Raw genomic sequence first — 20,163 nt, 5'->3', positions numbered from 1 at the left:
CATGACCCTCAAAGTCGCCATCGTCGCCGACGACCTGACGGGCGCTCTCGATACCGGAACGCCCTTCGTTGACGCAGGCCTGAACGTCGCGGTGGCGCTCGATGTCGGGGCAGTTGAGGCGGCGATTGCGACCGGCGCCGAGGTCGTCGTCGTCAATACGGTGTCGCGCGCGCTCGATCCCGTCCAGGCTGCGGGTTGCGTCAGGCAGGCTGCCACCACTATAAACCGGGCCTCGCCCGAATTCGTGCTGAAAAAGATCGACTCGCGGCTCAAGGGCAATGTCGCGGCCGAGAGCGAAGCGCTCGCCCTTGCCAGCGGCCGTCGGCGCTTGGCTGTCGCGCCCGCCGTGCCCGACCAGGGACGCTACACCCGCGAAGCCCGTGTCGTCGGTTTCGGTGTCGATGAACCACTGCCGATAGCGCCGCTCTTCTCCGGCCGCACCATGGGCGCCCGCATTGCCGACGCGGCCTCAGACGAAGACCTCGATGACGTAATCGAAAGCATCGATTGGTGGACCACCGTCGGCGTTGGGGCACGCGGCCTGGGGCGGGCGCTTGCCCGGCGGCTCGCCCGGCATTCGTCGCCGGCAGCTTTCGCGCCGTCGCCGCGCACGCTCTTTGCCTTCGGTTCGCGCGATCCGATCACCGAGACGCAGATGGCGGTGCTGCTCGACAGTGGTCTCGTTGCCAGTCACGTCGATGCACCGGGCGGCGACGTGCCCGATGAGCGGGGGCCGGCGCGGCTGCCGGCGTTGTTGAGATGCACCGGCGCGTTGGCCGAGAGACCGGAGATCGTGGCGGAACGCTTCGCCGCAGGCGTTTCCCGTCTCGTCGCCGCCTTAGCGCCCGACATGCTGATGATGGGCGGTGGTGATACGGCCTATGCTATCCTGCATACGCTGGGGGCTCGCGTGCTGTTGCCGAGGGGCGAGATCGAGGCGGGGATTCCCTGGTTCGAGACGGAGCGCCGGGGCGGCGGGCGGATGCGATCAGCGGTGAAGTCGGGGGGCTTCGGCAATGCGCAATCTCTGCTAAAGGTTCTGCGAGACGCGCCAGAATTACGGCATGCGGGCGATGAACAGGATGGATAAGCGAATGGCGGAGAATGGCGGCCTTGGCCAGGAGGCGGCAGCCGAAGCGAAAAGCGAACGCGGCAAATCGGTGAAGCTCGTCGATCGGGTCTTCAACCAGTTGCACGAGCGGATCCGCACCGGCAACTACGCACCGGATTCGAGGCTTCCGGGCGAGCATGAGCTCGCCTCGATGCTGGGCGTCTCCCGCCCCGTCGTGCGCGATGCGCTCGGGCGGCTGCGCGAGCAGGGCCTGATCTATTCGCGCCAGGGTGCGGGCACCTTCGTCAGCGCCCAGGTCTCGGCCGCCGCGCAGCTCGCCTATTCGCCGGTCAAGTCGATCGCCGACATTCAGCGCTGCTATGAATTCCGGCTGACGATCGAGCCCGCCGCCGCCTATTACGCCGCCCAGCGACGCGACGAGGCGGCGATCGCCCGGATCGCCGCGGCGCTTGCCGAACTGCGCGAGGCGACAAGCCATCAGTTGCATCGCACCGATGCCGATTTCCTCTTCCACAAGGCGGTCGCCGAAGCGGCCAACAACCACTACTACACCGCCTCGCTCGAGGCCCTGCGCGCCCATATCGCCGTCGGCATGCACCTTCACGGCCTTTCGCTGATGGGCCCGCGGCCAGGCCTGGAGCAGGTCTACGAGGAACACCGTCAGATCTACCGCGCGGTCCAAGAGGGCCGCGCCGACGAGGCCCGCGACCTGATGCGCAAACACCTCGAAGGTTCGCGCGACCGGCTCTTCGAGGGCAAGGTCCTCGACCTTTCCTTCTAAATTTGCCCGAACGGGAATGAAAAAGCCCGGCACAGAAGTGCCGGGCAGGAAGCAGGGTTTTGGCAATCCCTGCGGGGAAGTGGGTGTGTCGGGGTTCGGATGTGCCGCGCGGCAGCATTCAGTATCGATGCTGCAGCCGCGCCGTCTTCTATCGCCCGTAGGCCGGCGCGCCCTCGTCGGCACGCCGCTTGAACTGGCGGATCGAGGCGTTCATCCAGACCATCGAGACGGCCACGATCACGAAGAGCAGCATGAAACAGCTCGACCAGAGGCCGGTCCAGTCCTTGAGGAAACCGAAGGCGACGGGCAGGATGAAGCCGCCGAGACCGCCCATCATGCCGACGACGCCGCCGACGGCCCCGACATGCTCCGGATAATAGGCGGGAATGTGCTTGTAGACGGCCGCCTTGCCGAGGCTCATAACGAAGCCGAGCACGAAGGTAACGGCGACGAACACAACCGGGGTGATCTGGAACGCGCCGCCCTCGGGAACGGAGAGGATGAGCGTTGCGACGGCCGACACGGCGAACATTGCATACATGATCTTGCGCGCGCCGATCCTGTCGGAAAGAGCGCCGCCATAGGCACGGAAAATGCTGCCGGGAATGGAGTAGGCCGCGGCGATCATGCCCGCCGTCTCGAGGTTGAAACCGTAGACGCCGACGAGGTAACGCGGCAGCCACAGCGCCAGCGCGACGAAGCCGCCGAAGGCGAAGAAATAGTAGAGCGAGAAGCGCCAGACCTGAACGTTCCTGAGGGGCGCGAATTCGGCGAGGAAGCTCTTGCGCGGCTGGCTCACCTCGCGGCGGGCACGGAACTTCGGATCGTCCTCGGTCGTGAACCAGAAGACGATGGCCGTAAGCAGCAACCCGGCCGCCCAGACCTGCGCGACCGTCTGCCAGCCATAGGCGACGAGAACGAACGGCGCCAGGAACTTGGTAACCGCCGCGCCGACATTGCCGGCACCGAAGATGCCAAGCGCCGTCCCCTGCTTTTCCGGCGGGAAGAAGGGCGAGACATAGGCGACACCGACGGCGAAGGAGCCGCCGGCAATGCCGACGCCGAGGCCGGCGAGCAGCATTTCAGGGAAGGTGGTGGCGTAGGCGAGGAGGAAGGTCGAAAGTGCCGCCGCGAGCATGGTGACCGTATAGACGAGCCGGCCGCCATAGCGGTTGGTCCAGATGCCGAGCACGATGCGGATCAGCGAGCCGGTCAGAATCGGCATGCCGATCAGCAGACCGAACTGCGCTTCGCTCAGTCCCAGTTCCTGCTTGATGCGCACGCCGATGATCGAAAAGATCGTCCACACGGCAAAACAGATGGTGAAAGCGGTCGTCGAGATCCACAGGGCGCGGCCCTGCTCCCCGGCGGTGATCTTCTGTGACTGGTGAACAGCGGACATAGCTTCTCCCGGCGCAAAGGCGCCATTCGATCGTTGATCCTGGAAATGCCCCGAACAACACGCGTCGCTTCTCAGCGATCGGCGCATCCATCCTGCTTAAGCAACCTTGCTCCTGGTGCGCGACATTGGGCACCGCCGGCGGTCAGCTCGGGCTCGCCAGATGAGAAGCAAGGGACATGCCAACTGAAAAGGTTCGCTATAAGCGCTGCAAAAGCCGGGGAGTGCCCGGAAGGGCTATTACACCTTGCCGGGTACGTGATCAAAAATTAGCCTGGTGGGATGGGCCTGGTGAAACAATGGGCATATCGAATGCCGTTTTATCCGCAACGAGCATTGCCACGGGCACGCGACCACTTCGACGGGAGAGACAGGGAGGTCCGCGCGGGAGACTTTTCATCCTGCGTTGAGTTCATTGAAGGAGCCGGCGCCACTCGTTCCGTTCGCGGCCAGCCGTTTGGACTTGCCTTGTGGCTCGGCCAATGCATCTCCCCCGGGGGGAAGGACGAGCAGCAATACGAGGCAACGCGCAATTTCTATTGTCGCAATGGCTTCATCCCGGCGGAGATTTTCCCCACCCTTTGGCATGAGGAACACCCACTCTCTTGGTGAGACCGCAGCAGGCGCAACACCCGCTTCTCAGAATGAATAGGAGCAGAATTGAGCGCCATGCGTCCCTTCCCACGCATGGCGCTTTCAGCTCCTACCAGCGGTACTTGAGAGACGCCGTGACGTTGCGGCCCTGGCTCAGATAGCAATAGCCCTCGTTGCAGACCACAGGCTTTTCATTGCCGATATTGCGGACATTCACCTGGGCGGTAAGACCTTCATATTTCTTATCGATGGCGCCGAAATCGTAGGTTGCGGCGGCGTCCAGATAGAAGGCGTCTTCATTCTTGCCGGTGGCGTTGCCGGTGTCCTTGTAGGTTTCGCTGAGGTAGCGCACGCCAGCCCCGAGCGACAGGCCCGATGCCGCCATGTCCTCGGCAAACGTGTAGTTGGCCCAAAGGGTTGCCACATGCTCCGGGGTGACCGCCGGCGTATTCCCGAGATCGCTCCCCCCGGTGATCTCGGCATGATTGTAGGTGTAGGCGGCGATCAGGTCCAATTGCTCACTGACGGCAGCCCGCGCCTCGAGTTCCAGACCCCGGCTCGTCACTTCGCCCAGTGAGCGGTATGTCAACAATGTCGGATCCACAAGAACGGGCTTGTTCTTCTCAATGATCTGATAGGCGACCGCCGAGAGCAGGACGTCGGTGCCGGGCGGCTGGTATTTGACGCCGAGCTCAAATTGTTCGCCCTCCAACGGATCGAGGATAGCGCCGCTTGTCGAGCGGTTGGGGATCGGCTCGAAGGAGGTGGCATAGCTTGCGAAGGGGGCAATGCCATTGTCGAAGAGATAGAGCGCTCCCGCCTGCATGGAAAAGGCGTCCTTGTTTACCCGCTCGGACGAGCTCGTGCCAGAGGCCACGAGTTGCGTGTCTCTGTCCTGCTCGACCCAAGTCTGACGACCCCCGAAGGTGAACCGCCACCGATCGAGTTCGACCTGATCCAGCGCATAGATGCCGACCTGTCGCAGATCCGCCTCGGCTTGGGAGACGTTATAGCCGGGCGTCGGGCCTGAGACCCGGTAGGTCGGGTTGGCAATATCGAAGTCGTAGGCCGGGGTGGCGACCGAATCCATGCCGAAACCGAAGGACGAGGTCAGGTTGGTGTAGTCGAGGCCGAAGAGCATGGTATGCGCGGCCGGCCCCGTGTCGAATTTAGCCTCAAGCTGGTTGTCGACCTGGAACACGTTCATCTCGTCGCGGATGGAACTCGCGCCCCGGTGGGCGACCGTACCGGTCCAACTGTAGATTCCGAGATAGCGCGACCGCAAATCCAGATGCGAATATCTGAGGTTCTGGCGAAAGGTGATGCCGCCGTCGAACTCGTGCTCGAACTGATAGCCGATCTGCTGCTGCCGCACCTTCTGGTAATCATAGTCAGGATCGCTGGCGCGCAGATCATGGACCTTGCCGGATGGATCGACGACGGCGCCGACATTGGTGTCCGTCTCGTCGGCCTGCGCCAATCCGTAAATGGTGAAGGTCGTTGAATCGTTCGGCTGCCAAGTCAGCCCCGGCTGAATAAGGTAACGGTCGTCGCCGATATCAAAATTAGTCTCGCCATTGCGAGCCAAGCCGACAAGCCGATAGGAGAACTGATCGTTCTCCTCGCTAACCGGGCCGCCGAAATCGAACATGCCTTGCAGCCGATCCTCGGTGCCATAAAGCACGCCGACTTCGCGGATCGGCTCTTCGGTGGGCAGCTTGGAGATCTTATTGACGATACCGGCCGGCGAGCCGGCGCCGTAGAGCACCGAGACGGGGCCCTTGATGACCTCGACACGCTCCAGCGTGTAAGGCTCGGTCCGGAAGGTGCCGTAGTTGATATAGGGCTGGCGAAGTCCGTCCTTGTAGTCGCCGATCGTCGTGGCGCTGTAGCCGCGAATATAGACCTGGTCGAACCGCGGATCGAAGCCGTAGCCACCCGTCGTCACCCCGGCCGAATAACGAACCGCTTCAATGATATCCTGCGCGCCGCGCTGGTCCAGTTCCTTGCGCGTCACCACCGAAACCGACCGCGGGGTTTCGATGAGCGGCGTCTTGATCTTGCTGGCACCGGCGCTGCTCTTCGCCGTGACCGTCTCGCTGTCCTTTTTCTCTTCTGTCCCCTGCCCGCCCGAGATCGTCAGCGGCTGCAGCGCCGTGGCACTGCCCTGGTCCTGCGCCGAAACGCTTGAGGTCAGTGCCATGATCGTAAAGAGCGCCGTTGCGCCCCCTGCCGCAATGCGACGGGATTGATACTCCTGGCTGATATTGAATAAACCGCGTTGCATGGCCCTCTCACCGGCGTGTGCTTCATGTTGCGCTGCAACCTAGTGCCCCGCCGGTTGGCGCGTCAATAATTACCTGAGTCAGAAACTCATCTTTTTCCGGAAGGGTCTTTCAAACCTCGAATGAATGCCGGCCGCCATCACCCGCATGCCCCAGGCGTGTCAGGGAACCCTGGGAAAGCGATTTCGTTCTTCTATGATCAAGGGAGTATTGACTATGTTCACCCGAAGAAATGATCGCCTGGCGCCCGAGAAGCAGGCCTCGGCCACCTTCCCGGTCGCGGTCCTGCTGCTCGCGATATGCGCCATCTTCGTCTATCTGACGATCGGCGGCGGCCTGTTGGAGGACGGAACCGACACTGTCGTCTATACGCCGCAGGTCGCCGATTCGACGGGGCATCGCTGATCGGCCAGACGCGCCGACGAACGTCGGGTTCGCTGCTCTTGCCGAGCATCGAGCCGCCTGCAGCGTCAATGTGCCTCTGCAGCAAGCCAGCAGGAACAATAGTGATCCCAGTGGGTTGTCCGGGCGTATCACGGAGTTCCCAATATGAAACCAGACCCCACCGGCCCCGGACCCGGACCGGGCATCATCCCGCCAAATCCCGTCCCTCCGCTCGGCATCCCCGACCCGCCAACCAAAGAACCGCAACCCAAAAGGCTCCCCGAGGAAGAACCCGGCACTCCCGGACGCGAAACGGAAGAACCTCCTCGTGCGACCGGCAGCCGAGCCGCCCACAGCAACAAGTGATCCATCATTGCGGCGCTCCCGCATCAATGATGCAAGCCAAGATGGAATGCACGGGAACGAACAGGTTCGGCGGCAGTTAGGTGCGCCAGAAGCCAAGGGACGCCGGCATGTTCAAGTTATGGAACGAATGCGTCATCGTGGACTTGCCCGGTCTCGACGGTGTCCAGATCGTCTGGACGCCGGCCGAAGCGGCAAGGTTGCTCAGCGAACATTGGCCGGTCTCCCATGGCAGCGCCTACAACGCCGCCCTCAATGCCTGCACAGACGCCCTGCTCGGCACCGCCTCGGAGGATCAAGCACGCCAGGCTTTTGTCGCTGCCGCCAAAGAAGCGAAAATCAAGATGATGCGGTGACCTCCACCGAGGCCTCAGTCCGACGAAGAAATCGCCCACCAGGACATCAGAGCTCGTCGTCCGTCACCTTCGGCGGAACGCGACCGGTATGGTGGACCGGATTGTCCTTTCCGGCTGCTTCGGTCGGCTTCTCGCGCCGCTCCGACGTTCCGCTCCTGGCCGGGGGTTCGTCAGCCTCCTCGCCGGCTGGACGAACCTGATCCCGCAAGGGCTTCGGATCCATATGCATTTCCTTCGGATCAGGCTTCCACGTAGGAGACGGCATGGGTTGATCCTTGAAGGCTTCGTCCTTGGGATTGCTCATCGTCACGATCCTTTTCCTGCTCCAGAATCGAACCCGCGGCTCGTCGGAAGGTTCCTTGACGCGGCCGGGCGTAGCGGAGGTGGAACCTATCTTTTGACAAGTCTGTTCGGGTGGCGCCAGATTGTTCGCAAAGGAGCGATTTCCGTGGCGGAGAATGTTACGGCCCAGGCGGAGCAAGATGCTCCAGATCGATTGCTGACGGCGCGGCGTTCGCGGTCATTGGTGATCCTGATCGCAATTGCAGCTGGAATCGTCGTTTGTTACCTGCTGGCCGTGCCTTTTCTGCCGGCGCTGACCTGGGCCTTGGTCCTTGCGATCATGTTCCACCCGCTCCATCGCCGGATCGCAAAGGACCTCCGCTATCCGGAAATCGCCGCCGCAGCGACGGTGGCAATTGCCGCGTTCATCGTCGCCGTGCCGCTCATGCTGATTGCCGAGCGGCTTGTGAATGAGGCGGCCAAGGGCGCCCAGATCATCGCGGAAGCGCTGAGGACGGGAAGCTGGCGGGATGCCATTGCCAACTATCCGCGTGTCGGGCTGGTTCTGCTGTGGATCGAGACCCAGCTCGACCTCGCAGGGCTCGCAGGCAACGCCGCGACCTTGCTCACCAATTTCAGCGCAATCCTGGTCCGCCGATCGGTGGTGCAGATTATCGACCTCGTGCTGACCTTCTACTTCCTGTTCTATTTCCTGCGTGACGGCCGCGAAGCCCTGGACATGCTCAAGAACTTCTCTCCGCTGACCTCCGCAGAGATGAACAAGCTGTTCCTGCGCGTCAGCGAAACGGTTCACGCGATCGTCTTCGGGACCTTCGCCGTCGCCATCGTGCAGGGCACCTTGGGCGGCCTGATGTTCTGGCTGCTTGGTCTGCCGTCGCCGCTCCTCTGGGGTCTCGCCATGGGCGTGCTGGCGATGGTGCCGGTTCTCGGCGCCTTCATCATCTGGATTCCGGCCGCGCTGTCGCTTGCACTGACCGGCGAATGGGGCAAGGCGCTGATCCTGACAGTCTGGGGCGCCGGCGTGGTGGCAACCGTCGACAACCTGCTCTATCCGATGTTCGTCGGGGAACGGCTGAAGCTACACACCGTCGTGGCCTTTATGAGCATGATCGGCGGCGTCATCGTGTTCGGTCCGGCGGGGCTGGTGATCGGACCGGTGACCTTCACGGTGACTTTGCTGCTGCTCGATATTTGGCGCGCCCACGCGAGGGAAAGCGGCGGTTCATCGCCGCCTCCCCCAGGTTAGATCCCTCACCGGCGCCGCGTCATTTCCAGGCGGTCGTCCGCGCCCGCCAGGCATCAGTTGGCAACCGGTTCGATGTCCAACTCGACCAGGATCGGCAGATGATCGGAAGCGACGCGCGCAAGGGCGCTGCTATGCACCGTGCAATCGCGGACACCGATCCCGTCGCCGACGAAGACATGGTCGATCCGCAGCAGCGGCAAGCGGGAGGGAAAGGTCGGGCGCGGCTTGGCATTCGATTGGACCTGCGCGTCCTTGAGATGCGTCGCCAGCAGCTTGTAGGCGGCCGAACGTGCGATGGCGTTAAGGTCGCCCGCAAGGATCACACGCGAGTCCCCCTGCCCTATTCCGCCGAGCCAACCGGGACCGAGCAAGGCAGTCGCCTGGCGAACCCGCTCCGACCCGCGCAGCCCGAGATGAGTGACGATGACCTGAAGCTTGGCATAAGCGAGGTCGATCTCCACCCAGAGCGCGCCGCGCGGCTCCCCAGCCGACGGCAGCACGTCCGCCTTGACGAGCCGCATCGGCAGGGCCGTCAGCACCGCATCTCCGTATCGCTCGTCCTTGAGGTGGAGAGCCGGATGAAAATGCGCCGCCATGTTGAGGTGGGTGGCGATCATATGGGCCTGGTCTATGCCGCCGCTGCGGGCGCGCCCGACGTCCACCTCCTGCAGGGCGATGATGTCGGGCCGGCACTCGCCGATCACCGCGGCGATGCGCGCCGGGTCGAGCCTCCGGTCGGTCCCGAAGCAGCTATGGACATTGTAGGTGAGGAAGCGGAGCGTTCGAGGCATCGTGCTTTTTCGGGCAGAAATTTATAGTGCTGCGACCTTTTGCACGTCCTATAGGACGCGCGTCGCAGTAGGTCCTGCGGTTTGGGAACACACGGGACCTGCATTTCGTTCCGGTGGACGCGCAAAGGAACGAGGCCGATGCCGAAGAAATTCATTGCCAGACTATTTATATTCGCCGCGATTGGCGTCGCCGCCTGGCTGATCTACCGAACGCTTCGTCAATATACGCTGGAGGAGATCGTCCGCTCCGTCCTGCAGATCCCCGTTGCACATCTGGCGGCGGGAACCGGCTTCGTCGTCCTCTCCTATCTCTGCCTGACGCTGTTCGACACGCTCGCTGTGCGCTATGTCGGCCACAAGCTTCCCTATCGCCAGGTGGCGCTTGCCTCCTTCACCAGCCTGTCGATCGGCCACAATGTCGGCGTGGCGGCCCTGAGCAGCGGCGCGGTCCGGTACCGATTCTATTCGCGCTGGGGATTGAGTGTCGAGCAGATCGCCAAAATCATCCTCTTCTGCGGCGTCACCGTCGGCGTCGGCCTCCTGACCCTTGCCGGCCTTTGTTGCCTGATCATGCCGGAGAGCGCCGCGCCGATCATCGGCCTGTCGGAAGGCGGCGCCCGTCTTCTCGGCATCACCTGCCTTGCCGCCTCGGCCGGCTACGTCGTGCTCGCCGGCTTCATCCGCGGTTCGCTTCGCCTGTTCCGCTGGTCGTTCGAAATGCCGCCGCTGCAGATTGCCGCCGGACAGGTGCTAGTCGGCACGGCCAACTTCCTCTGCGTCAGTGCCTGCCTGCATCAATTGGTGTTGGCGTTCGGAACTCCGGGCTTCTTCGAAACCGCGACCGCCTATGTCGGCGCCAACCTGACGGCTCTCGTCAGCCATGTACCGGGCGGCATCGGCGTACTCGAGGCGACGATTGCCTTCCTGCTCGGACAGTCGGCGAGCATCGGCGCCCTCGTCGCCTTCAGGGCGATCTATTTCTTCCTGCCGCTGCCGCTCGGCTTGATTTCGCTATCGATCGCGGAAGTACGCCGCTGGGACAGTGCGAGAAGCCTGGATAGCAAGGCGAAAAGCTGACCGATCCAGCGCCGCAGCAGAGCGCCTGTGCGGCGGAAGGGCCTGAACGGACTGCGCGGATCGACGATGTCGGTCCCCCAGACAAGCGCGGTGGCGCCGTGGCCTTCTATGCCGTCGAAAGTCCGCAGACCGCGCGGGCGCGTGTTCAGCCGGTCGACGACGGCGACGAGGGAGCCTGTTTCCTGCAGCATGTTGTCGATTCTCTCCGGCTCGCAGCCCAGATGCTCCGCCAGGAGCGCGTTGCGAAAGCCTGCGATCGCCGCGCTTTGCTCTTCGTTTGCCGCCTCCACCGCGACGTCGCACTCTGTGTCGAACCCTTCCGAACGGTGGTTGAAATTCGACGAGCCGACACGGAGAAACCGCTCGTCGATGGCGACCACCTTGGAATGGATGATCACTTCCTGTTCGGAGCCATCCGCCGCAGGAACCACGGGATAGGCGACCCGCAGCCTGCCGTAGCGATCGGTCCGCTTCAGCCGCCGGATGAGACGGTCGCGATTGCCCCCCATCACGATCCTTTCGAGAAAGCCGTGCGAACTGCGCGTGGTGATGACCACGATTTCCGGGCCATCGGGCTCCTGCAGCCGCTCGCACAGAACTTTGCCGATCCGATGCGAGGCGAAATACTGGTTCTCGATGTAAATGTGGCGCCGGGCGCTGCGCAATGCATCAAGGCTGAGCCGCAGCGCTTCCTGCCGTCCACGCCTCTTGCCGAAACCCGGTTCGGTGCGAGCGATGGCGATCCGGCAATTCGTCAGGAGAGGTTCGATGCCGGGCGGCCAAGCGACGTCCCTTGAAGTTGGTGCCCCGATGTGTTCTCCGACCGAGGACTTCCAGCGCGAGCGGCAGAGATCGCCGATCGCCCGGCTTGCCTCCCCCTCCAGCACCACCTGAATGTCGTGGACCGGATCATAGGGATTTCCGTCCGGATCGCGGCGCAGTTCATTCTCGGCCAGGTGGTCCGGTGTATCCCAGCGCCGGGCGGTCAAATCGATGCCGCCGACGAAAGCGATGCGATCGTCGATTGACACGAGCTTCTGGTGATGCGAACCGCGAAGTGCATGGTGTCTGGCGAAACGGAGCTCAATCTGCGGATGGGAAGCCCATTCCTGCTCGCGAAACAACCGCAACGACTTTCCCGAATAGATCGGCCCCATCGCCCAGATCAGGATGCGGATCCTGAGATTCGGCTTTTTCGCTACAAGCGCCTCGAGCTTCGTGCCGAGCGCCGTTGCATCCGGATCATCCGGCCGCAACTTGATGCGCGGATCGAAATCCCATCCGGTGATCCAGGCCTGCTCTTCCGCCTGTTCGAGCACCCGGTCGAGGCAGGCGTAATAGGCCGCCCCGTCCACAAGAAAGGACACCCGCTCGGCCGGCGCGCTGCGCCAGATATTCTCGGCTTCCTTGATGATAGGTCGGCGTGCCCGGCGCCATCGGCCGGGCGGGCTGCCAGTAAAAACGGTCTTCCAGGCCAAGCTTCTTTTCCCGTGGGTGGCGACTGCAAAAAAATCCATTTCAACCGAGATTGTTCCCGCCACGCCCGCGGAACAAAGCTCGACCGAAGGGTGTTGTGCCCGGATAGATGTCAAACCGCCCCGCCATGCCCCTGCCCAAAGCGACCTACCGACTGCAATTTCGAAACGGGATGGACTTCGAGAAGGCCGTCGGCTTGATCCCGCATCTCGTCGGTCTCGGCGTTTCTCACCTTTATGCCTCCCCGATATTTTGCGCAGTCGGCAGCTCGACGCATGGCTATGACATCGTCGATTTCAACGAGATCGACCCCGCTTTGGGCGGGATCGACGGGCTACGACGGCTCGTCGGCGAACTGAAAGCACATGGCCTCGGGATTATCCTCGATATTGTGCCAAACCACATGGCGGCGCATCTCGAGAACCGCTGGTGGCACAGCGTTGTTGAATGGGGCCGATCGAGCGAATTCGCCAGTCATTTTGACATCGACTGGCGGCAGCCGCTCACACTCCCATTCCTGGGTCAGGAATTCGAGGAAGAGCTCGCGGACGGAAGGATGCAGCTGGCATTCGACCACGACCGGAACTGCCTGGCCTTCGCCTACTACGACGCGCTCTATCCTCTAAATCCGGCTTCCTATCCGGCGGCCCTGGAAGGTTGCGGCCCCGTTCTTGACAGGTTGATCGCGACCGCCAGTAGAGCGGAAGCGAGCCATGCCGCAGCTTTCCACTCCGAAGTGGCCTCTTTCATAAAGGCGCCGCCGGTAGCCGCCCGTCTCGGCGCGCATCTCCAGCGCGCCTCGGCCGACAAAACATTATTGCAACGGCTTCACGAGATGCAAAGCTGGCGGCTGATGAGCTGGAAAACGGCGCGGGACCATCTCAGCTACCGCCGGTTCTTCGAGATCGCCGGCCTCGTCGGCCTTCGCGTCGAAGACCCGGCCGTCTTCGGGGCCACTCACAGACGTGTCATCGATCTCGTAGAGGAAGGACTGGTCGACGGACTGCGCGTCGATCACATTGACGGGCTGGCCGATCCGGAGGCTTATCTTCACAGGTTGCGGGAGCGCGCCGGCGAGCACACCTATATCATCGTCGAAAAAATACTCGAGGCGAATGAGGCGCTGTCGGAGGGATGGCCGGTCGACGGCACCACGGGCTACGAGTTCATCTCGACACTCGCTGATCTGCTCTCCGATGAATCCTCCGAGCTTTGGAGCGACGTCCAACAATTCGCGACCGAGAGAGCCGTCACCGCATGCAAGCTGCAGGTGCTGAGCCATAATTTCGACGCTGAAGTCCAACGGCTCGCCGCACTTGCAGCGCGTGTGCGGGGCGATGACGACGTGCCGGCAGCAAGAGAGCGGATAGCAGAGGCCATTCGCCTGCTGATCGCAGCGATGCCGGTTTACCGCACCTATCTCAGCGATCGCGGCGCAAGCGAGCGCGACCAGCGGATGCTCGATGGCATCGAGTTCCGGGCACGCGCAGCCGCACCCGAGATCGGCGCCGAGATCGCGGCGCGCGTGGCTTGCCTGAAGTCGAACGCCGCCGAAGCGGATCGGCAGGCGGCGACCGAATTCCGCACGCGGTTTCAGCAATTGAGCGGCGCGGTCATGGCCAAGGCGGTCGAGGACACTTTTTTCTACCGCCGCGGCGACTATCTCGCCGCCAATGAGGTGGGTGCAGCGCCGTCCTGGACGCCCGGGGGCGTCGCCCGCTTCCATGAGCGGATGCGGGAAAGGGGGCGCAGTAGCCCGACCGGCCTGTCGACAACCTCCACCCACGATACGAAGCGCGGCGAGGACGCCCGCGCCCGGCTCCATGTAATCGGCGAGGCACCGGAACTCTGGGCGGCGGCAGTTGACCGCTGGCGCGATATGAACCGCACTCACCGCCAGTCTGGCGCCGATGCGTCGGAAGCCTCCGTCGAGCAGTTCCTCTATCAGAGCCTCCTCGGCGCCTGGCCGATCGAACCCCTCGCTGACGAGAATGATCTCTCTTCCCTACGCGAGCGCATGGAGGCCTTTGCCGTGAAGGCGCTCCGCGAGGCGAAGCTCCGAACAAACTGGGATTCCCCGGACGAGCGATATGAAGCGGCGGTGACTGGATTTCTGCGCGACATCCTCGATTGGCGGAATCGAGCGTTTCTCGACGACTTCGAGAATACCGCCGCGCCCTTCATCCGCGCCGGCCTGATCAACAGCCTCTCGCAAACGCTGGTGAAACTCACTGCGCCGGGCATTCCCGACATCTATCAGGGCAGCGAGCGCCTCGATCTTTCCCTCGTCGACCCTGACAACCGCCGCGGCTTTTCACCGCGGCCACCGCGCTCCGACCTGCCGCGTCAGCCGACGATCGGCGACTTCGAAGACTGCAAACAGTGGCTGATCGGGCTCTGCCTGAACTATCGTCAAGGCAGAGGCGCGGCGCTGCTGGCGAGCGGCGAATACCTGCCCTTGGACATCCAAGGCCGCCCCGCCTCCCGGCATGTCGCTGCATTCATGCGCCACAGGAAGGATCAGCTTTCGGTCACCCTCGTCCCAAGGCTTGTCTACAGGCATCTCGGAGACGGACTGACCGTTCGTTCCGACCTTTGGCGCGATACCTACCTGTTGTGGCCGGAGGACTGCCAACCGAGGCGATTGCGAAATCTCGCAACGGGCGAGACCGTCGACTCGCAGCGAAGCATTCCGATCTCGGAGGTTTTCCGCGGCTTCCCGGTCGCATTCCTTGTTCCAGAATGACCCGAGTGCTGCTCCTTCAACGGACGCGCCGAAACCAGTCCTCCTTCTGCAAAGCCCTGATCCGGTCCAGATCGAAGTCTGTGATCACGAGGTCCGGCTGCGGTCCGCCCATGGAGAGGACCTTGCCCAGAGGATCGACCGCAAACGACCGCCCGTCATCCTTCGGTGCCGGATAGTTCGCCACCGCCACGCCGAGGACGGACTGGAAGGCCAGCGCCCGCACGCCTGCGACCCGCACATCCCCGACTGCGGGATCGTCGACCAAGGGGCAACTGTTCGGAACGAGAATGATTTCGACGCCTTCGCCCACGAGATCGGCCGCGACGTCGGGGAATTCCCGGTCCATGCAGATCATGATGCCGATAGTAACCTCTCCGGCCGCCGTCCTGAGCCGCGCCACGCTGGAAGTCTCGCCGGCGGCGCAGGCTTCTTCCGGAATGTCGAAGAAGCAGATGTGCCGCTTGCGTTGGTGAAGGACAACATCGCCACGGCTGTCGATCAGGACGGCGGAGTTGAAAGGCTTGGGGCTGCCGCGCTCGAGAAAGGTCGCTACGATCGCCAGTCCGTGCCTGCGCGCCACCTCCCGAACGCCTTTCACAAATGCGCCATCGATCGGAACCGCCGCATCGATCCAGGCCTGCCGGGCAGTTCGGTCTTCAGGATCGAAGCGGCTGTAACCGTTCGAAAACATTTCCGGAAAGACGATGACGTCGGCGCCTTCTGCGGCTGCCGACGCAGCGATCGCGTCGACATCCGCATCGTTCATCACCTGCGCCATCGCCACACGAAGGGATCTGCCCGCCAACGAAATGCTCCCAAGGACCATTGAAAACCTAGAGGCATTTAGCAATTGCTCGGGCAGAATCAACGCTCAGACCCCAATGCTGCGTCGCGAGGCCAGAACGAAGAGCGCGCTGGCGAGGGTTGCGGCGGCGCAATAGCTGATGGCGCCGAGCGGTCCGAAGCCGTCGACGAAGAGGCCGCCCAGAACCGCGCCGCCGGCGATCGCCACCTGGAACGTGGCGACGATCAGCCCGCCGGTGCTTTCCGCATGGTCCGGTGCCGCCCGCACCATCCAGGTCTGAACGGCGACCGGCAAGGCTCCGAAGGCGAAGCCCCAGAGGGTGACGGCGCCCGCTGAAACAAGATCATTCGCACCGAAGACCACCAGCGCCAGCGCCGTCGCCGCGATGAGAAGCGTGCCGAGACTGACAGCGGCGGTGATGCTCCGCTCGATGATGAAGCCGCCGACAAGATTGCCGAAGAAGCCGCCGACACCATAGGCGAGCAGGGCGAGCGAGATCGCTTCGATGCCGAAGGCAGGAACCTTTTCGAGGAACGGCCGCACATAGGTGAAGCCGGCGAAGTGACCCGAGACGAAGAGCAGGACGGTGACGATGCCGATGCTGATGCTTGGCCGACGCAAAAGATCGAACAGCAGCTTGAGGCTCGGCACCGATTGCGGCGGCAGGCGCGGCACGCTCGTCATCTGCACGGCGAGCGTGACGACGCCGAGCGCGGCCGCCACCAGGAAGGTGACGCGCCAGCCCCAGAGATCGCCGATATAGGCGCCGACGGGAGCTGCGCAGACGGTCGCGAGCGAGACGCCGGTGAAGATGATCGACATGGCGCGCGGCACGAGACGCATCGGAACGAGGCGCAGCGCGATCGCCGCCATCATCGACCAGAAGCCGCCGAGCCCGATCCCGAGGAGGACACGGGCTGCCAGCAACATGGTGAGGTTGGTGGCAAAGGCAGCGAGCAAGCTGGAGAGGATCAAGGCAAGGGTAAAGCCCCAGAGCACAAGCCGGCGGTCATATCCGCGGGTGACGATGGCGATCGTCGGCGCGGCGATGGCGCCGACCACGGCGGTCGCCGTGACCGCCTGCCCCGCCGTGCCGTCGCTGATGCCGAGATCGGCTGCCATCGGGGTCAGCACGCTCGCGGGAAGGAACTCCGCGGTGACGAGACCGAAGACGCCGAGCGCCAGCGAGATGACGCCGGCCCAGGCCGGCTCGCTGCGTTCGTCGATCTCAGTCGCCCCAAGGGGTGCATCCATGCTTGTCGCTATGTCTGTCATCAAACCAATCTCCAACGATCCGAGTCCTCGTTAGATAAGCCGTGACCTGCTGGACATTCCATGTTAGTTATTCCGGAATGCTTGATCATTCGTCCAAATTTCCAGCCGCAACCACGGACGACTCCCTGACCGAAATGCTGCGGGGCCTGCGCCTCGACGGCGTCGATTACGGGCGCTGCGAGCTGGCGGCGCCCTGGGGAATTCGCTTCCCGGCCCAGGAAGCCGCGCGCTTTCACTTCATCTGCGGCGTCTGCTGGCTGCGCGTTCCGGATGGCGAGTGGATCGAATTGAAGCGCGGCGACGCCGTGCTGCTGCCACGCGGCATCGAGCATGCGCTGGCGAGCGCGCCGGGTGAACCGCTATCGCCGCTCGAGACCTATTCGGTCCGCGAGGTCTGCCGCTGTGTCTACGACGTCTGCGGCGGCGGCAGGGGCGAGACGACGATCCTGTTCTGCGGCAGCCTGAAATTCAACGTCGACGCCATGCATCCCCTGTTGCGCCTGATGCCAGACGTCATGCGCATCGACGCGCTCACCGCCAGCGAGCCGGCAATCCCGCATTTGCTCGAAGCGATGGCGCGTGAGGTGGGGGCAAGCCGCGTCGGCTCGGGCGGCGTGCTGGCGCGCCTCGCCGACGTGCTTGCCGCGCTTATCATCCGGTCCTGGGTGGAGCATGGGTGCGGCGACACCAGCGGTTGGATGGCCGCGGTCCGGCATCCGGCCATCGGCCGGGTGATCGCCGCCATCCATCTCGATCCCGAAAAGAATTGGACGGTGGATAGCCTTGCCAAGGTCATGGGCGCCTCGCGCTCCGGTTTCGCCCAGCAGTTTCGTTCCGTGGTCGGCGAGACGCCGGCGCGCTATCTGACGCAGGTGCGCATGCATCAGGCGCGCCAGTGGCTGAGCCGCGACCGTATGCGCATCTCTGTCGTAGCACGGCACCTGGGCTATGACTCTGAAGCGGCCTTCAGCCGCGCCTTCAAGCGCGTCATCGGCGCTCCACCGAGCCATTATCGCGGCGCCGAGGAGCCCGGGTTGAGTATCGGCAGCGAAAAGTAAGTGAGCACAACGAAAACACCCGGCATTGCTGCCGGGCGTCAACGCCGCACTTCCCGAGGGAGGATCACGGGCGATGCGGAAAGGGAGCTTTATTTGCCTGCATCCAGACGATCGATCGCCTGGACATTGCCGGCCGACGGACCTTGCGGGTCGAACTCGGAGGCGAGCCAGGTATCGACGATCGATTTCGCCAGTTCCGGGCCGATGACCCGCGCTCCCATGGTGATGATCTGGGCGTTGTTGGATTTCGCCGCCCGCTCGGCCGAATAGGTGTCGTGGGTGAGGGCCGCTCGTATGCCGGGCACCTTGTTGGCGGAGATGCAGACGCCGATGCCGGTGCCGCAGATCAGGATGCCGCGATCGTTCTCGCCGGCCGTTATCGTCCTTGCGAGGTTTTCCGACAGGTCGGCGTAGAAACCGGCCTGGCTCAGGTCCTTGACCTCGATGCCGCTCCGGCCGTCGAGATGCGCGGCGATGACGTCGAGCAAGGGCTTGCCTGCACTATCGGCTCCAATTGCAATCTTCATGGGGTTTTTTCCTTTCCGCACTTGTTCCAAACCCTCGGCCGGTCAGATCGCGCCGGCGACTCGCTTCAGAATGTCTAGATAGCCGCCGACCTCCCAGGCGGAGCGGCCGATGAAGAGGCCGTCGATATGGGGCTGGACAATCAGCTCCTCGCAGTTTTCAGGATTGACGCTGCCGCCGTAGAGAACCGGCACGGCGATGCCGAGGGCCCTTTCGGCCACCTCGGCAATCCGCCTGTGGCGGGCGTCGGCATAGTCGGCGGTCGCCGGGATGCCCTTGACACCGATCGCCCAGACGGGCTCGTAGGCGAGCAGGATGGGTGCCTGTCTTGCGGCGCCGTCGAGGAGAGCGAACGCGCCTTCCACCTGGCGCTTGAGGACCGCATCCGCCTCGCCCGCCTCCCGTTCGGCGAGTGTTTCGCCGATGCAGATCAGCGGCACGAGACCGTGCCTGACGGCGGCCGCCGTCTTTAGCCCGACGGTGCGATCGGTCTCGCCGAAATGTTCGCGGCGCTCGCTGTGGCCGAGTTCGACGAGATCGAGCCCGCAATCCGTCAGCATCAAGGGAGAAATCTCGCCGGTCCAGGCGCCGGCATCGTCCCAATGCATGTTCTGGGCGCCGACCTTGACACTCGTCTCCTTGAGCGTCGCCTTCACCTCACGGACCGCCGTAAACGGCGGTATGACGAAGCGCTGGATGCGCGGGTCGCGCTCCGCATCGGCAGCCGCCAGGCCCTCGGCAAAGACCATCGCCTGCGACAGCGTCTTGTTCATCTTCCAGCTGGTGCCGACCCAGACCCGCGACTTGCTCATGCCTTCTCCGCTATCTTCTGGTCGCTGACAGTGATGAGCTTGATGCCGGCCTCGCCGAGGGTGGCGGCATGGTCTTGCGAAACCTCGCTGCCGGTCAGAACCGCATCGAAAACGTCGAGCCCGGTCAGGAAATGCAGGGCGGAACGGCCGAACTTGCCATGATCGACGAGCAGGTATTTGCGCGTCGCCGATTTCATCATCTGCCGCTTTGTCTGCACGACCTCCTGGTCCTGGTGGAACGCCGTGACGCCTTCGATTGCCGAACTCGATAGGAAGGCGACGTCGGCCCGGAGCGATCGCAGCGCTTCTTCCGTGACGATGCCGAAGAAGCCGTTGAATTTCTTGCTGTACTGGCCACCGAGCGCGATCAGGTTGATGCCCGGTGCGCCCGACAGTTCGGCAATCACGCCGAGATTGTTGGTGATGACGGTGAGCGGGCGGATGTCCTTGAGGCAGGCGGCAATCGCACCGGCGGTGGAACTGTCGTCGATGATGATGCTCTGGCCGGGCTCGATCAGCGTTGCGGCATGTTCGGCAATCCGTCGCTTCTCCGCCGTGGCGATCTTTTCGCGGTAGCGGAAGTCGCTCTCGAATTGCGGACTCGACTGGATCGACGCGCCGCCATGGACCTTGCGCAGCAGACCGGCCTGCTCCAGGTCGTCGAGGTCGCGATGCACCGTCATCTTGCTGACACCGAAGCGAATCGAAAGGTCTTCGACAGAGGCCGTTCCCGCCTCCATCAGAACGTCCATGATCGTCTGTCGCCGGTCTTCCGGTTTCACTGTGATAGTCCCTTTTCGGCGGGGTCCAAAGCC

At 63.4% G+C, this 20,163-nt stretch carries 18 protein-coding genes and 1 pseudogene; 9 read left to right on the top strand and 10 right to left on the bottom strand.

Annotated features, from left to right (window positions below; genetic code table 11):
- Position 1 precedes the first annotated feature (1 nt).
- Both ATC00_RS25350 and ATC00_RS25345 read left to right on the top strand, forming a co-directional pair.
- Entirely contained in the window at positions 2–1,090 is a 1,089-nt protein-coding gene (locus tag ATC00_RS25350; protein WP_064254880.1) for a four-carbon acid sugar kinase family protein, read from the top strand.
- A 4-nt stretch (positions 1,091–1,094) separates the two neighbouring features.
- A complete protein-coding gene (locus ATC00_RS25345; RefSeq protein WP_082912556.1) occupies positions 1,095–1,853 on the top strand; it encodes a FadR/GntR family transcriptional regulator in 759 nt (252 codons plus the stop codon).
- Between the two features lie 148 nt (positions 1,854–2,001).
- Here ATC00_RS25345 and ATC00_RS25340 read toward each other — a convergent pair whose 3' ends face one another.
- Positions 2,002–3,255 carry an MFS transporter gene (locus tag ATC00_RS25340; protein WP_064254878.1) on the bottom strand — a complete coding sequence of 418 codons (1,254 nt, stop codon included), beginning with the start codon at positions 3,253–3,255 and terminating at the stop codon, positions 2,002–2,004.
- Between the two features lie 489 nt (positions 3,256–3,744).
- Between ATC00_RS25340 and ATC00_RS34160 the strand changes: the two are divergent.
- Positions 3,745–3,864, top strand: a pseudogene (locus ATC00_RS34160) (GNAT family N-acetyltransferase); the annotation flags it as partial.
- Between the two features lie 91 nt (positions 3,865–3,955).
- Here the strand turns inward: ATC00_RS34160 and ATC00_RS25330 are convergent.
- On the bottom strand, positions 3,956–6,133 hold the full coding sequence (locus ATC00_RS25330; protein ID WP_064254876.1) for a TonB-dependent siderophore receptor: 2,178 nt from the start codon (positions 6,131–6,133) through the stop codon (positions 3,956–3,958).
- A 214-nt stretch (positions 6,134–6,347) separates the two neighbouring features.
- Between ATC00_RS25330 and ATC00_RS25325 the strand changes: the two genes are divergently transcribed.
- A complete protein-coding gene (locus tag ATC00_RS25325) occupies positions 6,348–6,536 on the top strand; it encodes a hypothetical protein (protein ID WP_064254875.1) in 189 nt (62 codons plus the stop codon).
- Positions 6,537–6,988: 452 nt separating this feature from the next.
- Positions 6,989–7,234, top strand: a complete 246-nt coding sequence (locus ATC00_RS25320; RefSeq protein WP_064254964.1) for a DUF982 domain-containing protein — start codon at positions 6,989–6,991, stop codon at positions 7,232–7,234.
- 46 nt (positions 7,235–7,280) lie between these two features.
- On the opposite strand, the gene ATC00_RS25315 is transcribed toward ATC00_RS25320, so the two are convergent.
- Positions 7,281–7,538: a hypothetical protein gene (locus ATC00_RS25315; protein ID WP_064254874.1), complete on the bottom strand. Its 258-nt coding sequence runs from the start codon at positions 7,536–7,538 to the stop codon at positions 7,281–7,283.
- A gap of 144 nt (positions 7,539–7,682) precedes the next feature.
- Between ATC00_RS25315 and ATC00_RS25310 the strand changes: the two genes are divergently transcribed.
- Positions 7,683–8,783 carry an AI-2E family transporter gene (locus ATC00_RS25310; protein ID WP_064254963.1) on the top strand — a complete coding sequence of 367 codons (1,101 nt, stop codon included), beginning with the start codon at positions 7,683–7,685 and terminating at the stop codon, positions 8,781–8,783.
- Positions 8,784–8,836: 53 nt separating this feature from the next.
- Here the strand turns inward: ATC00_RS25310 and ATC00_RS25305 are convergent, their stop codons facing one another.
- A complete protein-coding gene (locus tag ATC00_RS25305; RefSeq protein ID WP_064254873.1) occupies positions 8,837–9,574 on the bottom strand; it encodes an endonuclease/exonuclease/phosphatase family protein in 738 nt (245 codons plus the stop codon).
- Between the two features lie 138 nt (positions 9,575–9,712).
- On the opposite strand from ATC00_RS25305, the gene ATC00_RS25300 reads away from it, so the two are divergent.
- Positions 9,713–10,651, top strand: a complete 939-nt coding sequence (locus ATC00_RS25300; protein WP_064254872.1) for a putative bifunctional lysylphosphatidylglycerol flippase/synthetase — start codon at positions 9,713–9,715, stop codon at positions 10,649–10,651.
- Here the strand turns inward: ATC00_RS25300 and ATC00_RS25295 are convergent.
- The gene (locus tag ATC00_RS25295; protein WP_064254871.1) at positions 10,549–12,168 is read right to left on the bottom strand and encodes a phospholipase D-like domain-containing protein; all 1,620 of its coding nucleotides are present in this window, start codon (positions 12,166–12,168) and stop codon (positions 10,549–10,551) included. The genes ATC00_RS25300 and ATC00_RS25295 overlap by 103 nt on opposite strands.
- Positions 12,169–12,254: 86 nt before the next feature.
- Between ATC00_RS25295 and ATC00_RS25290 the strand changes: the two genes are divergently transcribed.
- A complete protein-coding gene (locus tag ATC00_RS25290) occupies positions 12,255–14,873 on the top strand; it encodes a malto-oligosyltrehalose synthase (protein WP_064254870.1) in 2,619 nt (872 codons plus the stop codon).
- A gap of 16 nt (positions 14,874–14,889) precedes the next feature.
- Here ATC00_RS25290 and ATC00_RS25285 read toward each other — a convergent pair whose 3' ends face one another.
- Entirely contained in the window at positions 14,890–15,678 is a 789-nt protein-coding gene (locus ATC00_RS25285) for a carbon-nitrogen hydrolase family protein (RefSeq protein WP_064254869.1), read from the bottom strand.
- Between the two features lie 66 nt (positions 15,679–15,744).
- Positions 15,745–16,953: an MFS transporter gene (locus tag ATC00_RS25280; RefSeq protein ID WP_064254868.1), complete on the bottom strand. Its 1,209-nt coding sequence runs from the start codon at positions 16,951–16,953 to the stop codon at positions 15,745–15,747.
- Between the two features lie 77 nt (positions 16,954–17,030).
- On the opposite strand from ATC00_RS25280, the gene ATC00_RS25275 reads away from it, so the two are divergent.
- Positions 17,031–18,011 carry an AraC family transcriptional regulator gene (locus ATC00_RS25275; RefSeq protein ID WP_064254867.1) on the top strand — a complete coding sequence of 327 codons (981 nt, stop codon included), beginning with the start codon at positions 17,031–17,033 and terminating at the stop codon, positions 18,009–18,011.
- An 89-nt stretch (positions 18,012–18,100) separates the two neighbouring features.
- Here the strand turns inward: ATC00_RS25275 and derI are convergent, their stop codons facing one another.
- From derI to ATC00_RS25260, 3 genes are read right to left on the bottom strand one after another with little or no spacing between them, the layout of a single operon-like run.
- Positions 18,101–18,538, bottom strand: coding sequence for a D-erythrulose-4-phosphate isomerase (gene derI / locus ATC00_RS25270; RefSeq protein WP_037380246.1), 438 nt, complete (start codon positions 18,536–18,538; stop codon positions 18,101–18,103).
- 42 nt (positions 18,539–18,580) lie between these two features.
- A complete protein-coding gene (locus ATC00_RS25265) occupies positions 18,581–19,348 on the bottom strand; it encodes a triose-phosphate isomerase (RefSeq protein WP_064254866.1) in 768 nt (255 codons plus the stop codon).
- Positions 19,345–20,130: a DeoR/GlpR family DNA-binding transcription regulator gene (locus ATC00_RS25260; protein WP_064254865.1), complete on the bottom strand. Its 786-nt coding sequence runs from the start codon at positions 20,128–20,130 to the stop codon at positions 19,345–19,347. Before ATC00_RS25260 ends, ATC00_RS25265 begins: the two co-directional genes overlap by 4 nt.
- Positions 20,131–20,163: the final 33 nt, after the last annotated feature.

Origin of the sequence: Sinorhizobium americanum (genome assembly GCF_001651855.1) — a bacterium.
Taxonomy (GTDB): domain Bacteria; phylum Pseudomonadota; class Alphaproteobacteria; order Rhizobiales; family Rhizobiaceae; genus Sinorhizobium; species Sinorhizobium americanum.
This window is presented reverse-complemented; position numbering and strand designations above follow the sequence as displayed.